Here is a 16,270-nt window from a genome sequence, read left to right as displayed (position 1 = left end):
CCTCAGCCGATCATCCGAGGGATGCTCTGGATCAGGTTGGTGGCGAATTCCATCAACTGGCGGGTCAACCAAGGCCCCACGACGATCAGCGTGGTCAACATCACCAGCAGACGCGGAAGAAAACTCAGGGTCTGTTCGTTGATCTGCGTAGCGGCCTGGAAGATCGCCACCAGCAAGCCAATCAGCAGGCTCGGCACCACCAGTACACCCACCAGTACGGTGGTCAACCACAGGGCCTGGCGAAACAGGTCGACGGCTACCTCGGGAGTCATGCGCGCACCTCGCTACAACGTGCCGAAACTGCTGGCCAGGGTGCCGATGATCAATGCCCAGCCGTCGATCAGCACGAACAGCATGATCTTGAACGGCAACGAAATGATCAGCGGCGATAGCATCATCATCCCCATCGCCATCAGCACGCTGGCGACCACCATATCGATGATCAGGAATGGCAGGAAGATCATGAAACCGATCTGGAACGCCGTCTTCAACTCGGACGTGACGAACGCCGGCACCAGGATCGTCAGCGGTGTGTCCTGGGGCGTGGCGATATCGTCACGTCGCGACATGCGCACGAACAGATCGAGATCGCTCTGCCGGGTCTGCGCCAGCATGAAGTCCTTGATCGGCACCTCCGCCCGCGCCAAGGCGTCCTGCGCCGACAACTGCTCCGCCAGGTACGGCTGCAGGGCATCGCTGTTGATGCGATCGAACACCGGCGCCATGATGAAGACCGTCAGGAACAACGCGATGCCGACGAGAATCTGGTTGGAGGGCGTGGACTGCAGCCCCAGCGCCTGGCGCAGGATGGAGAAGACGATGATGATCCGGGTGAAGCTGGTCATCAGCATCAGCGCCGCCGGAATGAAGCTCAGCGCCGTCATGATCAGGAGGATCTGCAGGCTGACGGAATACTCCTGCTGACCCTCCGGGTTGGTGCTCAGGGTGATCGCCGGCACCGACAAGGGATTGGCGGCCCCCTGCCCGATCAGCGCAGAAGCTTCCTGCCCCAACGCCAACGGGGCGACGAGCAGCAACAGAATCGCCAAGAAAGCACGCATCAGGACTTGTCCTTCTGATCCCGCCCGAGCATCTCCATCAGGCGACGCGCGAATTCCGGAGTGGCTGCATCGCCATCGGCAGCGACCGGGACCGGCTCCGTGAGCACATGCAAAGGGGTGATGCGTCCGGCCGAAACGCCAATGAGCACCTGTTCGTTGCCGACCTGGACCAGGATCAGGCGTTCACGCACGCCCAGCGCCTGAGAGGCAACGATGCGAATCGCCCGTCCACCGCCCGGCGTGTGCGCCTGCATACGCCGCACCGCCCAGGCCAGCGCGAGGATCAGGCCGATCACCAGCAACAGGCCGACCAGCAACTGGCCGACCTGGCCGGCCATGCTGCCGGACGGCGGCAGCCCCGCGGTCGCCGATGCGGTCGGCGCCTGCTCTGCCGCGAGCGCGGCTAGCGGCACCCAGGCGGCGGCGAAGAAGAAGGCACGGAGCATGCTCAACGCAACTTACGAATGCGTTCGCTGGGGCTGATCACGTCGGTCAAACGGATGCCGAACTTCTCGTTCACCACCACGACCTCGCCATGGGCGATCAGCGTGCCATTGACCAGTACGTCCAGTGGCTCGCCCGCCAGGCGGTCGAGCTCTACCACCGAGCCCTGGTTGAGCTGCAGCAGGTTGCGAATGGTGATTTCCGTGTTACCGACCTCCATGGAGATGGACACAGGGATATCCAAGATCACATCCAGATTCGGGCCGTCCATGCTGATCGGGCCGCCGCCGCCCTTGGCACTGCCGCCGAACTCCTCCATCTGCGCGCGGGGCGCGGAAGGCTTGGCGGCCTGCTGGCCCATCAGTGCATCGATGTCATCCTGTGGCGTATCACCGGCCTCGGCCAGCGCCGCCGCCCACTCATCGGCCAACGCCTGCTCTTCGGGGCTTTCGGGTTGGTTTTCATCGTCTGCCATCATGGCTCCTCGAAAGAATCTCGCGCCGCGACGCGGCGCCTTGAAAGGCTCGCGTCAGTGCGAGCGGTCGATCGGCCCGAGCACCTGCAGCGCCAGATTGCCCTTGTGCGCCCCCAGCTTGACCTTGAACGACGGCACGCCGTTGGCCCGCAGGATCATGTGTTCGGGGAGTTCGACCGGAATCACGTCTCCGGGCTGCATATGCAGGATGTCCCGCACTTTCAGCGCCCGGCGCGCGACCGTCGAGTTCAGTGGCACCTTGACGTCGAGGATGTCCTCGCGCAAGGCCTTGACCCAACGTTCGTCGGTATCGTTGAGGTCCGACTGAAAGCCGGCGTCGAGTATCTCGCGGATAGGCTCGATCATCGCGTACGGCACGGTGATGTGCATGTCGCCGCCACCGCCATCCAGCTCGATGTGGAAGGTCGAGACCACGACCACTTCGCTGGGGCTGACGATGTTCGCCAGCGCCGGGTTCACCTCCGAGTTGATGTACTCGAAGCTGACGTCCATCACCGCTTGCCACGCCTCCTTGAGATCGACGAACGCCTGGTCGATGACCATGCGCACGACGCGCAACTCGGTCGGCGTGAATTCGCGGCCCTCGATCTTCGCATGGCGACCATCGCCGCCGAAGAAATTGTCGACCAGTTTGAACACCAGACGCGAATCGAGGATGAACAGCGCAGTACCGCGCAACGGTTTCACCTTCACCAGGTTGAGGCTGGTGGGCACGTAGAGCGAGTGCACGTACTCACCGAACTTCATCACCTGCACGCCGCCCACCGCAACATCCGCCGAGCGGCGCAGCAGATTGAACATGCTGACCCGGGTATAGCGGGCGAAGCGCTCGTTGATCATCTCGAGCGTGGGCATGCGCCCACGGACGATGCGGTCCTGGCTGGTGAGGTCGTAGCTCTTGATGGCGCCAGGCTCGACCTCGCTCTCGGTCTCGACGACGCCGTCGTCGACACCGTGCAGCAGCGCGTCGATCTCGTCCTGGGACAGCAAGTCCTGGATGGCCATCGCTAGCTCCTATTGCAGCACGAGGTTGGTGAACAGCACTTGCTCGATGACCGGAGAGCCCAACTCTTGCTGGGCCAGCTCCTGAACGGCCGTCGTCGCCTGCTGGCGCAGCATTTCCTTGCCCACCGGGGTCATCAGCGTCTCCACGTTCTGCGAGGAGAACAGCATGACCAGGCGGTTGCGCAGATCCGGCATGTAGGCCTTCAACGCATCCAGAGAGGCCTTGTCACGCGCCATGAGCGCCAGCGATACCTGCATGTAGCGCTGGCGTCCCTCGTAATTGAAGTTGACCACGAAAGCCGGCGCGAGCGTTTCGTAGAGGGCCGGGCTGGGTGCTGCCGGTTCGGCAGCCGCGTGTTCCTCCGGTGCGGCGTGCTCCTCCGACTTGCCGCCCAGCAAGAACCACATCACCCCGGCGGTGATCGAGGCGATCAGTATCAAACCGATTACAGCGAGCAGGATCAGCTTGAGCTTGCCTTTGCCCTTGCCACCATCGACGCCGGGTTCCGTGGGTGCCTTGGGTGCCTTTTTCGCCATCTATGGATACTCGCGCAGGATCGGATAACCACAAGCCATCAAGGGCTTGGACGCGCATGGTAAGTCAGCTGGCGAGCCGTGGGTAGGGTAACGGCCCGAGCTGGGGTACGTTGCCGCGTCGTTCGCCAGCCGCGAATGGCCCACCCGCGTTCTTGGCGGAAACGGCCACGGCGCCTAATCAAGCATAGAAGTCGACCAACCCACGGGCCACGGCTCCGCTCAGACCATTGAGCTCCATGACCTGGGCACTGCCGCCGTCGTCATTACCGGACACGCCCATGGCGCTACCCGTACCGGAGCCGCCGCCCTGCCGCCCATCGTTGCTGCTCTGGCCTTGCCAGTTGCGCGACTGATCGGAAACGTTGACGTCCACCAGGTTCATTCCCTGCTGTTGGAACATCTCGCGCAGACGGTTCATCTGAGATTCCAGGGCATCGCGAACGCCTGCGTGCTGACTGACGAAGGTCACCTGCGTCTGGTCCTGCTGCAGGTCGATACGCACTTCCAGGCGCCCCAATTCCTGGGGATGCAACTGAATCTCGGCACTCTTCAGGTTGCGGCTGGACATCCACATCACCCGGTCGGCCAGTGCCTCGCTCACTTCACCCTGTTGCATGTTCAGAGCGCCCCCAGGCACCTGGGTCGCCTGCGGATTTGCGGGGCGGGCCTGAGCCGTTGCCGAGGTCGCAGAAAGCCCGGCGACCTGAGCATCGCTACGAGCGGTTTCGCTGCGTCCGCCGGCCTCCGCCGCCCCACCCTTGCCATCGAGCAGGCGTGCGAAGGCTGCAACTTCAGCCTGAGCATCGGTGGAGGGTTCATCCTCCGCCGACGCATCGGGCAGCGTCTGCGCAGAGGGGTCATCGGCGTTCAGCACAGCGGTCTTGCCGGAGGTCGACCCCTGCGCCACAGCAGCCTCCTTGAACCCGGCCACGGTCGTGCCGAGTGTCCCATCGGTCGACGCGTCTTCGGCCCCCGTTGCCTCATTGACGGCGGTCGCCGGCAGAGCGGGAAGCCATGGCATGGTCAGCACCGGTGCCGGATCGCTGGCGTCGTCCTCCTCACTGGCGACGTCTTCGTCCTCTTTCGAGGAGACGCTCTCAGTCGTGCTCGAGGCCTCCTCCAAACCCAGCAGCAAGAGCGGATCGAGCGCCCCATCCTCTTGCGGCGGTTCGTCCTCCAGCGTGTCATCGGCCGGCAAGGTCTTGCCCCTAGCGGCAATGTCCTTGTCATCCGAGGATGGCTTACCCTCCTCGGTCTTGCTGGGCGCGGTGTCTTCCTTGGCGGATTTCTGCGTGACGTTGTCATCGTCTCGCTCGGCACGCTTGTCGTCACTTCGCTCGGCAGACCTGTCCCGAGGCCGCGCCCGTGACGTTTCATTGTCGCGGGAAGCGTCAGCCCTGGGAGCGCGGTCGTCGGCTCTTTGACGTTGCTGTTGGGAATAGACCTCGCTGAAGGACGAGTCGCTTCGCGTCGAAACCTGATCGGCACGAGGAACGGGGCCAAGACCGGCGGGCTGGCCGGAGCTGGATAAGAGAACGCTGGGTAGGGTCAGACCGGAAGGCATGAGGTGTCTCCGATGGAATAGGCATCACTGCTTACGATTAAGCAAGCAGCATGCCATCACGCCCCTCCGCCGAGTTCCTCGCGTATTTGCATTTCCGCCTCCCGGAACAACGCCTCGCCCTGCGCCAGCAAACTACCGAGTTCGGCGGCCTGGGCATCCGGGGCAGCCAGTTCCAGCTTCAGGCAGAAATCACCCATGGCCAAGGCGCCAAGATTCAGGCTACTTCCCTTGAGGCTGTGGGCCGTTTGCCGCAAAGCATCGCGGTCACCGAGGGTCAATGCCCTGCGCATCTGCTGAAGCTTCAGGCGGCCATCGAGCAGATAGGCATTGAGCAACGCGTCAAATTCGCTTTGCATGATCTCGCGCAGGGCGAGCAGGGTGTCAGGGTCCAACGGGCGATCCATCACGTCGACCTCCAGGCAGGCGTCCAGCAAGATTGGAGAGGCCGTGCCCTTCCTGGCCCGCCCCTCCGGCGGATTATGCATCAGGGCCCCAGGCGAACTCCACGCTTACCCCTCGGCCCTCGTCGTACCACCGACAATTCTGCGTCAACTGGGTGATCAACCGCAGCCCGCGGCCGGAGAGGCTGCCCTGGGTAATCGGCGACGCCAGTCGGGCAGCCACGTCGAACCCCTCACCACTGTCCTCGACACAAAGGCATAAGCGCCCGCCTTTACCTTCGGGAATCAACCTCAGATCGAAACTGACCTCGCCTTCCTGCAGCGCCGCCAGGCGTCGTCGCCGCTCCTCGTAATAGCGACTGAAACCACTCGGATCGCACTTGAGCGAGGAGTCCAGCGCCAGTACGCCATGGTCAAGCGCATTGGCATACAGCTCGGTGAGCACGGTGTAGAGCGCCGCGGTCTGGCTGCGCAGGCCACGCACCTCCAGCAACAGGTGCAACAAGAAGGGCAACGGATTGGCCGCACGCAGCGCTTCGGGGCCGAAGGCGAAGCGCGCCGACCAATCCAGCGGCATCAACTCACCCGTATCGGAGAATGAGACCTTGCGCCGGGCGAGCGGAAGATCATCTTCGAAACAGACCTCTAGCAGACTGACGTCATCCTCCGCCTCGCCACGAAAGCGCTGTAGGGCTTGCTGGATTTCACCGAACAGCCGCCCCCCCTCGCGCCCGCCGCGCAAAATCTTGAGCAGTCGCTCCTCGCCGAACTGCTGCTGGCGTTCGTCGCGCACCTCGATCAAGCCATCGGTAAGCAGCAGGACACGATCCCCGGGGTCCAGCGGATGGACTTCATAGGTCTCGTCGAAGGCATCTGCTTCCAGTACGCCCAAGGGGAGGTGCCGGGATACCAGCGGCAAGAAATCCCCCGTCGCGCGCACGAGGTAGCCATCGGGAAGACCGCCATTCCAGACCTCGACGAGACGCCGATGGAACGACAGGTTGAGCATCGCCGCGCAGCAGAACACCCCCACAGGAAGAATGCGCTTGAGCCGCGCGTTCATCTCGCAAAGGATGTCCGCCATGGTGAATCCCTTGGCCGTCATCGCGTAGAACACTTCGGCCAGGGGCATGGCGCCAATGGCCGCCGTCAAACCATGCCCGGTGAAGTCGCCAAGCAACAGGTGCATGCCGCCGGAGGGTTTGTAGGCGGCCAGCAGCAAATCGCCGTTGAACAACGCGTAGGGCGACTGCAGGTAACGGATGTTCTCCGCATCCAGACAGCCGGAATGGGTCACTTTGTCGATCACCGCCTTGGCTACCCGCTGCTCGGCGAGCATGTGCTCGGCCTGGCGCGCGATCAGGTCGCGCTGCGCCATCACCGTTGCCTGTAGTCGGCGCAAGCGATCCATGGCGCGAATCTTTGCGGCCAGCACGACCCGATCGTAGGGCTTGGCGAGAAAGTCGTCGCCCGCCTCCAGGCAACGCGCCAACGCCTCGGAGTCGCTCAAGGACGTCAGGAAGATCACCGGCAACAGCGCTTCGCCGGACTCATCCTTGATCCGCCGCGCGGCCTCGAAGCCGTCCATCACGGGCATCAGCGCGTCCATCAGCACCAGGTGCGGACGCTCTCGTCGAAAGACCTCAAGCGCCTCTTCTCCGTTAGCCGCGGTCACCACCCGGTGCCCCTCACGGCGCACGATGGCGGCAAGCAGCAGACGGTCCGCCGGATTGTCCTCGGCGACGAGGATGACCAGCGAGGCGCCCATTAACTCAACCGATGACGAACAATTGATCGAAGTTGGAGATCGCCAGGATCTTTCGCACGTCCTGACTGCAGTTGACCAGTTTGATATCCGCCTGCTCCCCGCCTGCGTGGTCACGAAGCAGCAGGAGCATGCCGAGCGCGGAGCTATCCAGGTAGGTAGTACCACGCAGGTCCACCACGTAACGCTGCGGCGTCACGCCCGCTTCTTCGTAGGCATCGCGAAACTGCTGGTGGGTAGAAAAGTCGAAACGCCCCTGGATCATGATGGTCAACTGCTGACCATCACCGGACGCCTGAGATGTAATTGCCATGGAACCGCAACTCCTATGCCGGATTGCCTGGATGCGGCAGGTGTAACATCTGCCGCATCGGCGGAGCAATACATTCGCCGCGCGTCAAAACTCGTCGCGCCGGGACAATAATCGCTGCGCCAGCTCGTCCATCTGCCGCTGTTCTCGCCTGGACTCGCGGTTGCGCGCTTCGTCCTCGTAGCGTTGCACCAGCTTGCGCAGCCCTTCCACTCGCGCATTGGCTTCGGTCCAGGTCTCGCGCAACTTGTCGAGATTGCGCCGGTGCCAGTCGAGCGACCGCTGCTGCTGGCCCACCGCAGTCTCCAACTGACTGAGAAAGCGCTGATAGTTCATCAGCCACTCGCCGGAGACGCCTTGCTGCCCGCGCTCGATCCACTGTTGCTGGTAGTCGTTACGATAACGCTGCAATTGCCCCAACTGCATCTCGGCCTGGCTCAATTGCTGCTGCGCGGCCCCCATCTGCCGAGCCGCCTCGCGTTCGGTCTTCTCGGCCATCTCGATGACCGGCCGCAAGCGCGCCGCGCGCGGATCGGCCACGCGCTCAGTGCTCCGCTGCAGTCGCGATGAGCAAACAGCCGGCGTAGAACATCGAGAAACTCCAGATCAAGGGCATTGCCGAAGGATAGCAGCTAGGGCTTCGCAGCGATCAAGGCCGCCAGGCGGGCGGCACTGTCTTCCAGCGGTTCGCTTTCGCGCAGACCCTGCCGCAGGAAGGCTGCCATCTTCGGCTGCAGGGCGATGGCCAGATCGGCCTCCGGATCACCACCGGCGACATAGGCGCCCACGCTGAGCAAGTCACGACTCTGCTGGTAGCGCGACCAGAGCTGCTTGAAACGCTGGGCATTACGCAAGTGAACCTCACTGACGACCTGCGGCATCACACGACTGATCGACGCCTCGATGTCGATCGCCGGGTAATGCCCCTCCTCCGCCAGGCGACGGGACAGCACGAAGTGGCCGTCGAGCACGCCGCGAGCGGCATCGGCGATAGGGTCCTGCTGATCGTCGCCCTCCGACAGCACCGTGTAGAACGCCGTGATGGAGCCGCCGCCCGGCTCGCCGTTACCGGCACGCTCGACCAGCGCCGGCAGCTTGGCGAACACCGACGGCGGATAGCCCTTGGTCGCTGGCGGCTCGCCGATCGCCAGGGCGATCTCGCGCTGCGCCTGAGCAAAGCGCGTGAGCGAGTCCATCAGCAGCAGCACGTTCATCTTCTTGTCGCGGAAGTACTCGGCGATCCGCGTGCAGTACATCGCCGCACGTAGACGCATCAGCGGCGCATCGTCCGCCGGCGAGGCCACGACCACCGAACGCTTGATGCCCTCTTCGCCAAGAATTTCCTGGATGAATTCCTTGACCTCGCGACCACGCTCGCCGATCAGGCCGACGACGATCACATCGGCCTTGGTGAAGCGCGTCATCATCCCCAACAGCACGCTCTTACCCACGCCGGTACCGGCGAACAGGCCCAGCCGCTGGCCGCGGCCAACGGTGAGCAAACCGTTGATAGCGCGGATACCGACGTCCAGCGGTTCATGGATCGGATCACGGTTGAGCGGGTTGATGGTCGGCCCATCCATCGGCACCCAGTCTTCCGCCTTCATCCCACCCTTGCCGTCCAGCGCGCGTCCCGCACCATCGAGCACCCGTCCGAGCATGCTCATGCCCATCGGCAAGCGGCCGCTTTCGGGCAACGGCACGACGCGCGCCCCCGGTGCGATACCGGCCAGGCTGCCGACCGGCATCAGGTAGATCTTGCCATTGGCGAAGCCCATCACCTCGGCCTCCACCTGCACCGGGTGATAGGCGCCGTCGTTGATCACCTGGCAACGACTTCCCACGGCGGCGCGCAGACCTTCGGCCTCAAGGGTCAGGCCGACCATACGCAGCAGGCGCCCCTCGATGATCGGCTGGGCCGGCAGCTTCACCGCATCCTGGTAGCCGGCCAGGCGCCGCGCCAGGCTGGTCCGCTCAAGGCGCATCGTCGCCCTCGCCCAGTTCCAGGGAAATGTCGGGGGCCGGCGGATGCAGGCCTTGCTCGCGCTTCTGCTCGAAGAGCTGCTTGAGTGCCTGCGCCAGCCGCGTCTCGATGCTCGCATCGATCCGGCTCTGCTCGGTCTCCACCCGGCAGCCGCCAGGCAACAGCGATTCGTCCTCGAGGATGCGCCAGCTCTCCTCGTTGCGCTCGCGCAGTGCCTTGACCAATTCGAAGTCCTGGGGATTGACGTGGATGCGCACGTTCTCCGCGCCCATCGGCAGCAGCTTCAGCGCCTCGCGCAGGATCTGCCGCAACTGGCTGGAGTCGATCTGCAGTTCGCGCTGGATCACCTGGTGCACCACATGCCCGAGCAGGTCGACCATGCCCTGTTCCAGCTCCCGGTCCTGCTCGGCGATGGGTTCGAAGAGATGCCGCATGAGCGACTCCATCCGTTCCAGCTGGGCCTTGAGCGCCACGTCCGCTTCCTGCTTGGCCTTCAATTGTCCGGCGTGGAAACCGTCCTTCTCGCCCGCGGAAAAGCCTTCGTTGTAGGCATCCTGGCGGATCGCCTCGAGCTCCTCGAGGGTAAGCGGCTCGACATCCTCGACGGGCACTTCCTCAATCGAAGCTTCCGGCTCTGACACCGGCTCCGGCGCAACCACGGGGGCAGGTACGACGAAGCCAGCACTGGGCTGGCGTTCGTCATCGCTATCGAAACTGGGCAGCGACCAACGGTCGAAGACATTGACCTCGCTGGCGCGAATGAGCTCGCTTTCTTCCTCCGGCTTGGGCTTGGATACCACCTCAGACCATCTCCTCGCCGCCTTTTCCGCCTAGCACGATCTCGCCGGCCTCGGCCATGCGCCGCGCCACACTGAGCACTTCCTTCTGCGCACTCTGCACATCGCTGATGCGCACCGGCCCCTTGGCGTCGAGGTCGTCGCGAAGCAGCTCCGAAGCGCGCTTGGACATGTTCTTGAAGATCTTCTCCTTGATGCCTTCGTCGGCGCCCTTGAGGGCGACCACCAGCACATCGGAGGACACTTCGCGCAGCAGCGCCTGAATGCCCCGGTCGTCGACATCGACCAGGTTGTCGAAGACGAACATCAGGTCCTCGATCTTCGCCGAGAGGTCCTGATCGACACCACGGATGGCATCCATGAGCTGCCCTTCGGCACTGGCATCGAGGAAGTTCATGATGTCCGCGGCGCGTTTGACGCCGCCGAGGTTGGCCTGGGTGGCGTTGCCGCTGCCGGAGAACTGTTTCTCCAGGATAGTGTTGAGTTCCTTGAGCGCCGAGGGCTGCACGGTATTCAGCGAAGAGACGCGCAGGATGATGTCCAGACGCGCCTTCTGGTCGAAGTGACTGAGCACTTCACCCGCCTGGTCCGGATCGAGATAGGCCACCACGATCGCCTGGATCTGCGGGTGCTCGTAGCGAATCACGTCCGCCACCGCGCGCGGCTCCATCCACTTCAGGCTGTCCAGGCCGCTGGTGCTGCCACCGAGCAGGATACGGTCGATGAGATTACCCGCCTTGTCCTCGCCCAGTGCCTGGGTGAGCATCTTGCGGATGTAGCCGTCGGCACCGACCCCCAGACTGGTCTGCACGCTGACGGTCTCGACGAACTCGCCCATCACCTTCTCGACCTGCTCTTTCTGCACGTTGCGCATCTGCGCCATGGCCACGCCGACGCGCTGGACCTCCTTGGGGCCGAGGTGGCGCAGCACCTGCGCGGCATCGGCTTCCCCGAGCGACAGCAAGAGAATGGCGGCCTTGTCGACCTTGTTCATCTTCAGAGGAGCGCGAGTATCACTCATCGGCGTTGATCCACTCTTTCACGACTTGGGCAACACGGCCCGGGTCTTCGGCCACCAGGCTCTTGATGGCATTGAGTTGCGCATCATAACCCTCGGTGGGACTCGGCAGCAGAATGCTCTGCGGCCCGCTCAGACTGACGCGATCCTCGCTGATGTCTCCATCCAGGCCGTCGCCGCCAGCCAGCCCGCCACCCATGCCCGCGGCGCCGCCGGCAACCGCCAGCTCCCTGTTGCTGCCGGTCACGTTGCGCAGCACCGGACGCAGCACACCGAACACCAGCACCAGAATGAAGAGTACACCCAACACCTGCTTGACGATGTCCCAGAACCAAGGCTGCGAGTAGAACGCCGGCTCACTGAATTCCTCGACCTGCTGCGGCGCGAAGGGCGAGTTGATCACGCTGACACTGTCGCCGCGGCTGGCATCGTAGCCCACCGCATCCTGCACCAGACGCGTGAAACGCGCCAATTCGTCGGCACTCCAGGGCGTGTGCTTGGCTTCGCCGGTCTGCGGGTCGACCGTCACCTGGTCATCCACCACCACCGCCACCGACAGGCGACGCAGGCGCCCCTGCTGTTGACGGGTGTAGCTGACCGAGCGATCCAACTCGTAGTTGCGCGTAGCCTGCTCGCGCTTATCGCTGGGATACGGCGCCAGCATCGGCTGACCGGTTGCCGGATCGGTGATCTGCTGGCCGTTGGCATCCACCAGCGGCTGGCCCGGCTGTATCGCACCGGCGGCGGCGGCACCGCCACCGGCCTGCTGCGGCGCTGCGCCTGCGGCTGGCGGTTGGTTGCTCAGCGCACCGGGCACACCCTGCGGGCCGCCACTGGAGCTGCTGCGCTGCTCGCTGACCGACTGCTCGCTGCGCAGCGCCTGCTGGTCGGGGTTGAAGGTCTCTGCGGTGGACTCCACCGCGCTGAAATCCACGTCAGCGGAGACCTCGGCCTTGTATCGACCAGAACCGAGCACCGGCTGCAGGATGTTATGCACGCGCTGGGTATAGACGCTTTCCATGCGGCGCGAGTAATCGAACTGTTTGCCGGCCATGGTCAGTTCGGACATCCCCTGCTGGTCGGACAGCAGGTTGCCCTTCTGGTCGACCACGGTGACGTGGGATTTGTCGAGCTCCGGCACGCTGGTGGCCACCAGATTGACGATCGCCAGCACCTGCCCCGGATCCAGCGCCCGACCGGAATACAGCTCGAGCAAAACCGAGGCGCTAGGCTTGCGCTCATCGCGGACGAATACCGAGCTTTTCGGGATGGCCAGATGCACGCGCGCGGCCTTTACGTTGTTGAGCGCCGAGATGGTCCGCGCCAGCTCACCCTCCAAGCCGCGACGAAAATTCGCCGCTTCCATGAACTGGCTGGTACCCAGCGGCTGCTCCTTGTCGAGGATCTCGAAGCCCAGGTTGCCATCGCTCGGCGCCACGCCGGCGGCCGCCACTTTCAAACGAGCGCGACCGATATCGTCCGCACGCACCAGCAGCGCGCCGGAATTCGGTTCGATGCGGTAGTCGATATCGGCGGCGCTGAGCGCTTCGACCACCTGATTGGCGTCCACCCCGGAGAGGCTGCCGAACAGCGGGCGGTAGTCCGGCTGCTGCGACCAGAGCACCACGGCGAAGCCAATGGCCACGCTCGCGGCCAGGCCCACCATCAGCCCAACCTGGCGCAGCATGCTCATCTGCGCGAGATTCTCCAGGAACGACAGACCCAGCAGCGGCTTGCGCGGCTCTTGGGAACCAGCCGCTCTCGAGGGTACGGTTGCGATTGCGTCGGCCATGATCTAGTTCGTCCTCACACCGGCATCTGCATGATGTCTTGGTAAGCCTGGACCAGTTTGTTGCGCACCTGGGTCACGGCTTGAAAGGAGATGGACGCCTTCTGCGATGCGATCATCACATCGGTGAGATCGACCCCGCCCTGCTTCATCTCGAACGCTGTCGAGAGCTCAGATGCCACCTTCTGCGTCTCAGCGACACCATTCACTGCCTGACCGAGCATGTCGGCGAAGCTGGGCGCACCGACCTTGGACGGCTCCGCCTCGACAGGCTTGGCACGCGACATGGCGTCCGCCTGCATGGCGCGCATTTCCAGCATGAGGCGGTTGAACTGAACACCCTGGGTCATCGTGATTCCTCCAGCAGGTGCGGAATATTGACGCTCCGCAGCTTTCTGCCAGGGAACTTGCAACCGCGATGCCAACTTTCGGATTCAGCCGGAAAGCCCAGTATCCACGCGCCCTTCAGCGTGTGGAACGGGCCCAAGAGGGGGATTGAAATAGCTGCCGGGAAGCCGGCGCGTCCTTCAACTGGCGTACAGCGACGCCTCGACATCGAGGCCGGCGTCACGCATTTGCGCCAACTTGTAACGCAGCGTTCGCGGGCTGATACCGAGGCGATCTGCGGCTTCCTTGCGCCGTCCGCGCTCGGCGCGCAGGGTATCTATGATCACCTCGAACTCACGGCGGCGCAGGTCATCACCCAGCGCCACGGCGGCGTCCTCTGGCGGCCCGCTGGTGGCATCGGAAGGCGTCAGGGGCATGGCTACCAGGGCCACGGGCGCCGGCCGAAGCGGCGCCGGCGTTACGGGGGTCGCCAGACACAGGTCCTCGGCCCGCACCAGGCCGCCGCGCTGGAGAATCAGCGCACGCTGCACGGCGTTGTCCAGCTCACGCACGTTGCCCGGCCAGGGATGGGACTGCAGCAGCGCCCGCGCGGCGGGATCCAGGCGCGGCAACGGCTGGCGCATGCGCTCGGCGTGCAGCGCCAGCAGACGCTCGGTCAGCGGCAAGATGTCTTGCGGGCGCTCGCGCAATGCCTGCCAGGCCAGCGGGAACACCGAGAGCCGATAGTAGAGGTCTTCACGGAAGCGACCGGCAGCCACCTCCGCAGCCAAGTCACGGTTGCTGGTCGCCAGGATGCGAATGTCCAGGGCGATCGCCCGGCGCCCGCCGACGCGCTCCACTTCGCGCTCCTGCAGCACCCGCAGCAGCTTGGCCTGCAACGCCAGGGGCATCTCGGAGATCTCGTCGAGCAGCAACGTGCCGCCGTTCGCCTGCTCGAATTTACCCGGCTGAGAATTGCTCGCGCCGGTAAAGCTGCCCTTCTCGTGCCCGAACAGGGTGGCTTCGAGCATGCTATCGGGAATCGCCGCGCAGTTGATCGCCACGAACGGCGCCTGCGCGCGCGGCGAATGCCGATGAATGTAGCGCGCCAGCACTTCCTTGCCGGTTCCCGACTCACCGAGGATCATCACCGTCGAATCGCTGGCAGCCACCCGTCGCGCCAGCTCCAGCAGTTGCCGGCTGGCCGGTGCCTCCGCGACCGGGCCTTCGGCATCCGCCGCCACCTGGCAGAGCGCATACTGCGCCACCAGATCCAGCAGTCGCCGCGGCTCGAACGGCTTGACCAGGTAGTCCACCGCGCCCTGACGCATCGCGTCCACCGCGCGCTCCACCGAGGCATAGGCCGTCATCAGCAGCACCGGCAATTGCGGATGAAGCTTGCGGACCTGCTCGAGCAGGCCGTGGCCATCCATCCCCGGCATGTTCACGTCACTCACCAGCAGGGCAAAGCGCTCGGCGGCCAGTGCGCGCAGCGCCGCCTCGGCCGAAGCGACGGCCAAATACGCATGCCCGGCCAGTTCCAGGGTGTCGCCCAGCGCCTGGCGCAGGGCGCGGTCATCTTCGACCAACAGAATGCGACCACTCATGGGTTGAGCTCCCCTACGGCGGCAGACGCCAGCGGCAATTCGATACAGGCACAGGTGCCGCGCCCAGGACGCGACGCTAGGCGGAGCGAACCGCCATGGGCCCGCGCCACCGCCTTGACCACGGCAAGGCCCAACCCGGTGCCAGTGGTACGGGTAGTGAAAAAGGGCTCGCCCAACCGCGCCAGCACGGACGCCTCGATCCCCGGCCCGTCATCGCTGACGCACAGACGCAGGCATTCGCCGCGCCGATAGAAATGGACCTTCAGGGCGCACTCGGGATCGGCCTGTAGCGCGTTCTCCAGCAGATTCATCAGCGCACCGACCAGGGTGTCGCGATTGCATTGCAGCAGCAGCCGGCCGGCATCGCACTGCCAGCGCTGGCGGCTGCCCGCCAAGCGGGGCTCGGCGGCGCGCTGCAGGGCACTGAACAGCTCGCCGACGCTGACCCGATCCTGCAGCGGCAAGTCTCCGCGGGCAAACACCAGCATGTCGCGTACCTGTGCCTCCAACGCCTGCAGGCGCTCTTTCAGGCGCCCGGCAAAACGTTGCTGCTGCTCGACCGGCAAGCCGCCCGCCTCCAGGTGCGCGGCGTACAGCAGCGCGGCGGACAGTGGCGTGCGGATCTGATGCGCCAGCGAAGCGACCATGCGCCCCAGCGACGACAACCGCTGATGACGCGCCAGTTGCTCCTGGAGGCGCCGGGTTTCGGTGAGGTCGGTGAGCAGTACCAGTTGGCCCGGCTCGCCATCCAGCGAGCGGGTGGCGATCGACAGCCGCCGGCCATCGCGCAGGGAGACCTCATGACCATCGTCCTGGCGCGGCGCGAAGGCCCGTCCGATCACCCGCCACCACGGCTCACCGAGCAATGGCTCGCCGAGCAGTTGGTGCGCCACGGGATTGCTCTGGCGTACCTGGCCGGAGCCGTCTATCACCACCACCCCGCCGGGCAACAGGTCGAGCAGGCTCTGCAGGCGCTGGGCGAGGCGCTCGGTTTCCGCCAATTGACTCAGGCGCTCGGCGCTGGCGCGGGCCAACTGGCCCTGCAATTCATCCATCTTCGCGGACAGCAAGCCATAGGATTCGCTCAACTGCTCGCCCAGGCGCGCGGAAAGCTCGCTGGAGAGCTGCTGCGAATTCGAGTCCAGAGCACGGGCGGTCATGTGAT

18 protein-coding genes are annotated in these 16,270 nt (G+C 64.6%); all 18 read right to left on the bottom strand.

Annotated elements, in window-relative coordinates; translation table 11 throughout:
* Positions 1 to 2: 2 nt before the first annotated feature.
* Positions 3 to 272, bottom strand: coding sequence for a flagellar biosynthesis protein FliQ (gene fliQ / locus ACYRGX_RS11950; protein WP_473052697.1), 270 nt, complete (start codon positions 270 to 272; stop codon positions 3 to 5).
* Positions 273 to 284: 12 nt separating this feature from the next.
* Positions 285 to 1,061 carry a flagellar type III secretion system pore protein FliP gene (gene fliP / locus ACYRGX_RS11945; RefSeq protein WP_473052696.1) on the bottom strand — a complete coding sequence of 259 codons (777 nt, stop codon included), beginning with the start codon at positions 1,059 to 1,061 and terminating at the stop codon, positions 285 to 287.
* Complete coding sequence (fliO, locus tag ACYRGX_RS11940; RefSeq protein WP_473052695.1) at positions 1,061 to 1,507, bottom strand: flagellar biosynthetic protein FliO; 447 nt, start codon at positions 1,505 to 1,507, stop codon at positions 1,061 to 1,063. The genes fliP and fliO overlap by 1 nt, the downstream gene beginning before the upstream one ends.
* 2 nt (positions 1,508 to 1,509) lie before the next feature.
* Positions 1,510 to 1,980: a flagellar motor switch protein FliN gene (gene fliN / locus ACYRGX_RS11935; protein ID WP_473052694.1), complete on the bottom strand. Its 471-nt coding sequence runs from the start codon at positions 1,978 to 1,980 to the stop codon at positions 1,510 to 1,512.
* A gap of 54 nt (positions 1,981 to 2,034) precedes the next feature.
* Positions 2,035 to 3,006 (bottom strand): flagellar motor switch protein FliM, encoded by a 972-nt coding sequence (fliM, locus tag ACYRGX_RS11930; protein WP_473052693.1) that lies wholly within the window; start codon positions 3,004 to 3,006, stop codon positions 2,035 to 2,037.
* 9 nt (positions 3,007 to 3,015) lie between these two features.
* Positions 3,016 to 3,543 carry a flagellar basal body-associated protein FliL gene (gene fliL / locus ACYRGX_RS11925; protein ID WP_473052692.1) on the bottom strand — a complete coding sequence of 176 codons (528 nt, stop codon included), beginning with the start codon at positions 3,541 to 3,543 and terminating at the stop codon, positions 3,016 to 3,018.
* A 178-nt stretch (positions 3,544 to 3,721) separates the two neighbouring features.
* Positions 3,722 to 5,107 carry a flagellar hook-length control protein FliK gene (locus ACYRGX_RS11920; RefSeq protein ID WP_473052691.1) on the bottom strand — a complete coding sequence of 462 codons (1,386 nt, stop codon included), beginning with the start codon at positions 5,105 to 5,107 and terminating at the stop codon, positions 3,722 to 3,724.
* Between the two features lie 56 nt (positions 5,108 to 5,163).
* Positions 5,164 to 5,511, bottom strand: a complete 348-nt coding sequence (locus ACYRGX_RS11915; RefSeq protein ID WP_473052690.1) for an Hpt domain-containing protein — start codon at positions 5,509 to 5,511, stop codon at positions 5,164 to 5,166.
* A gap of 73 nt (positions 5,512 to 5,584) precedes the next feature.
* The gene (locus ACYRGX_RS11910; RefSeq protein WP_473052689.1) at positions 5,585 to 7,276 is read right to left on the bottom strand and encodes an ATP-binding SpoIIE family protein phosphatase; all 1,692 of its coding nucleotides are present in this window, start codon (positions 7,274 to 7,276) and stop codon (positions 5,585 to 5,587) included.
* A gap of 4 nt (positions 7,277 to 7,280) precedes the next feature.
* A complete protein-coding gene (locus ACYRGX_RS11905) occupies positions 7,281 to 7,586 on the bottom strand; it encodes an STAS domain-containing protein (protein WP_473052688.1) in 306 nt (101 codons plus the stop codon).
* Between the two features lie 84 nt (positions 7,587 to 7,670).
* Entirely contained in the window at positions 7,671 to 8,123 is a 453-nt protein-coding gene (gene fliJ, locus ACYRGX_RS11900; protein WP_473052687.1) for a flagellar export protein FliJ, read from the bottom strand.
* 92 nt (positions 8,124 to 8,215) lie between these two features.
* On the bottom strand, positions 8,216 to 9,568 hold the full coding sequence (fliI, locus tag ACYRGX_RS11895; protein WP_473052686.1) for a flagellar protein export ATPase FliI: 1,353 nt from the start codon (positions 9,566 to 9,568) through the stop codon (positions 8,216 to 8,218).
* Positions 9,558 to 10,367 (bottom strand): flagellar assembly protein FliH, encoded by an 810-nt coding sequence (gene fliH, locus ACYRGX_RS11890; protein WP_473052685.1) that lies wholly within the window; start codon positions 10,365 to 10,367, stop codon positions 9,558 to 9,560. The genes fliI and fliH overlap by 11 nt, the downstream gene beginning before the upstream one ends.
* 1 nt (position 10,368) lies before the next feature.
* Positions 10,369 to 11,385, bottom strand: a complete 1,017-nt coding sequence (fliG, locus tag ACYRGX_RS11885) for a flagellar motor switch protein FliG (RefSeq protein ID WP_473052684.1) — start codon at positions 11,383 to 11,385, stop codon at positions 10,369 to 10,371.
* The gene (gene fliF / locus ACYRGX_RS11880; protein ID WP_473052683.1) at positions 11,378 to 13,174 is read right to left on the bottom strand and encodes a flagellar basal-body MS-ring/collar protein FliF; all 1,797 of its coding nucleotides are present in this window, start codon (positions 13,172 to 13,174) and stop codon (positions 11,378 to 11,380) included. Before fliF ends, fliG begins: the two co-directional genes overlap by 8 nt.
* 14 nt (positions 13,175 to 13,188) lie before the next feature.
* The gene (gene fliE / locus ACYRGX_RS11875; RefSeq protein ID WP_473052682.1) at positions 13,189 to 13,521 is read right to left on the bottom strand and encodes a flagellar hook-basal body complex protein FliE; all 333 of its coding nucleotides are present in this window, start codon (positions 13,519 to 13,521) and stop codon (positions 13,189 to 13,191) included.
* Between the two features lie 177 nt (positions 13,522 to 13,698).
* Positions 13,699 to 15,105, bottom strand: a complete 1,407-nt coding sequence (locus ACYRGX_RS11870) for a sigma-54-dependent transcriptional regulator (protein WP_473052681.1) — start codon at positions 15,103 to 15,105, stop codon at positions 13,699 to 13,701.
* Positions 15,102 to 16,265 carry a sensor histidine kinase gene (locus ACYRGX_RS11865; protein WP_473052680.1) on the bottom strand — a complete coding sequence of 388 codons (1,164 nt, stop codon included), beginning with the start codon at positions 16,263 to 16,265 and terminating at the stop codon, positions 15,102 to 15,104. The genes ACYRGX_RS11870 and ACYRGX_RS11865 overlap by 4 nt, the downstream gene beginning before the upstream one ends.
* Positions 16,266 to 16,270: the final 5 nt, after the last annotated feature.

The sequence above is a fragment of the Pseudomonas sp. R4-15 genome (assembly GCF_055768815.1).
The sequence above is the reverse complement of the archived record's forward strand: the minus strand, read 5'-3'. Positions and strand labels throughout refer to the sequence as shown.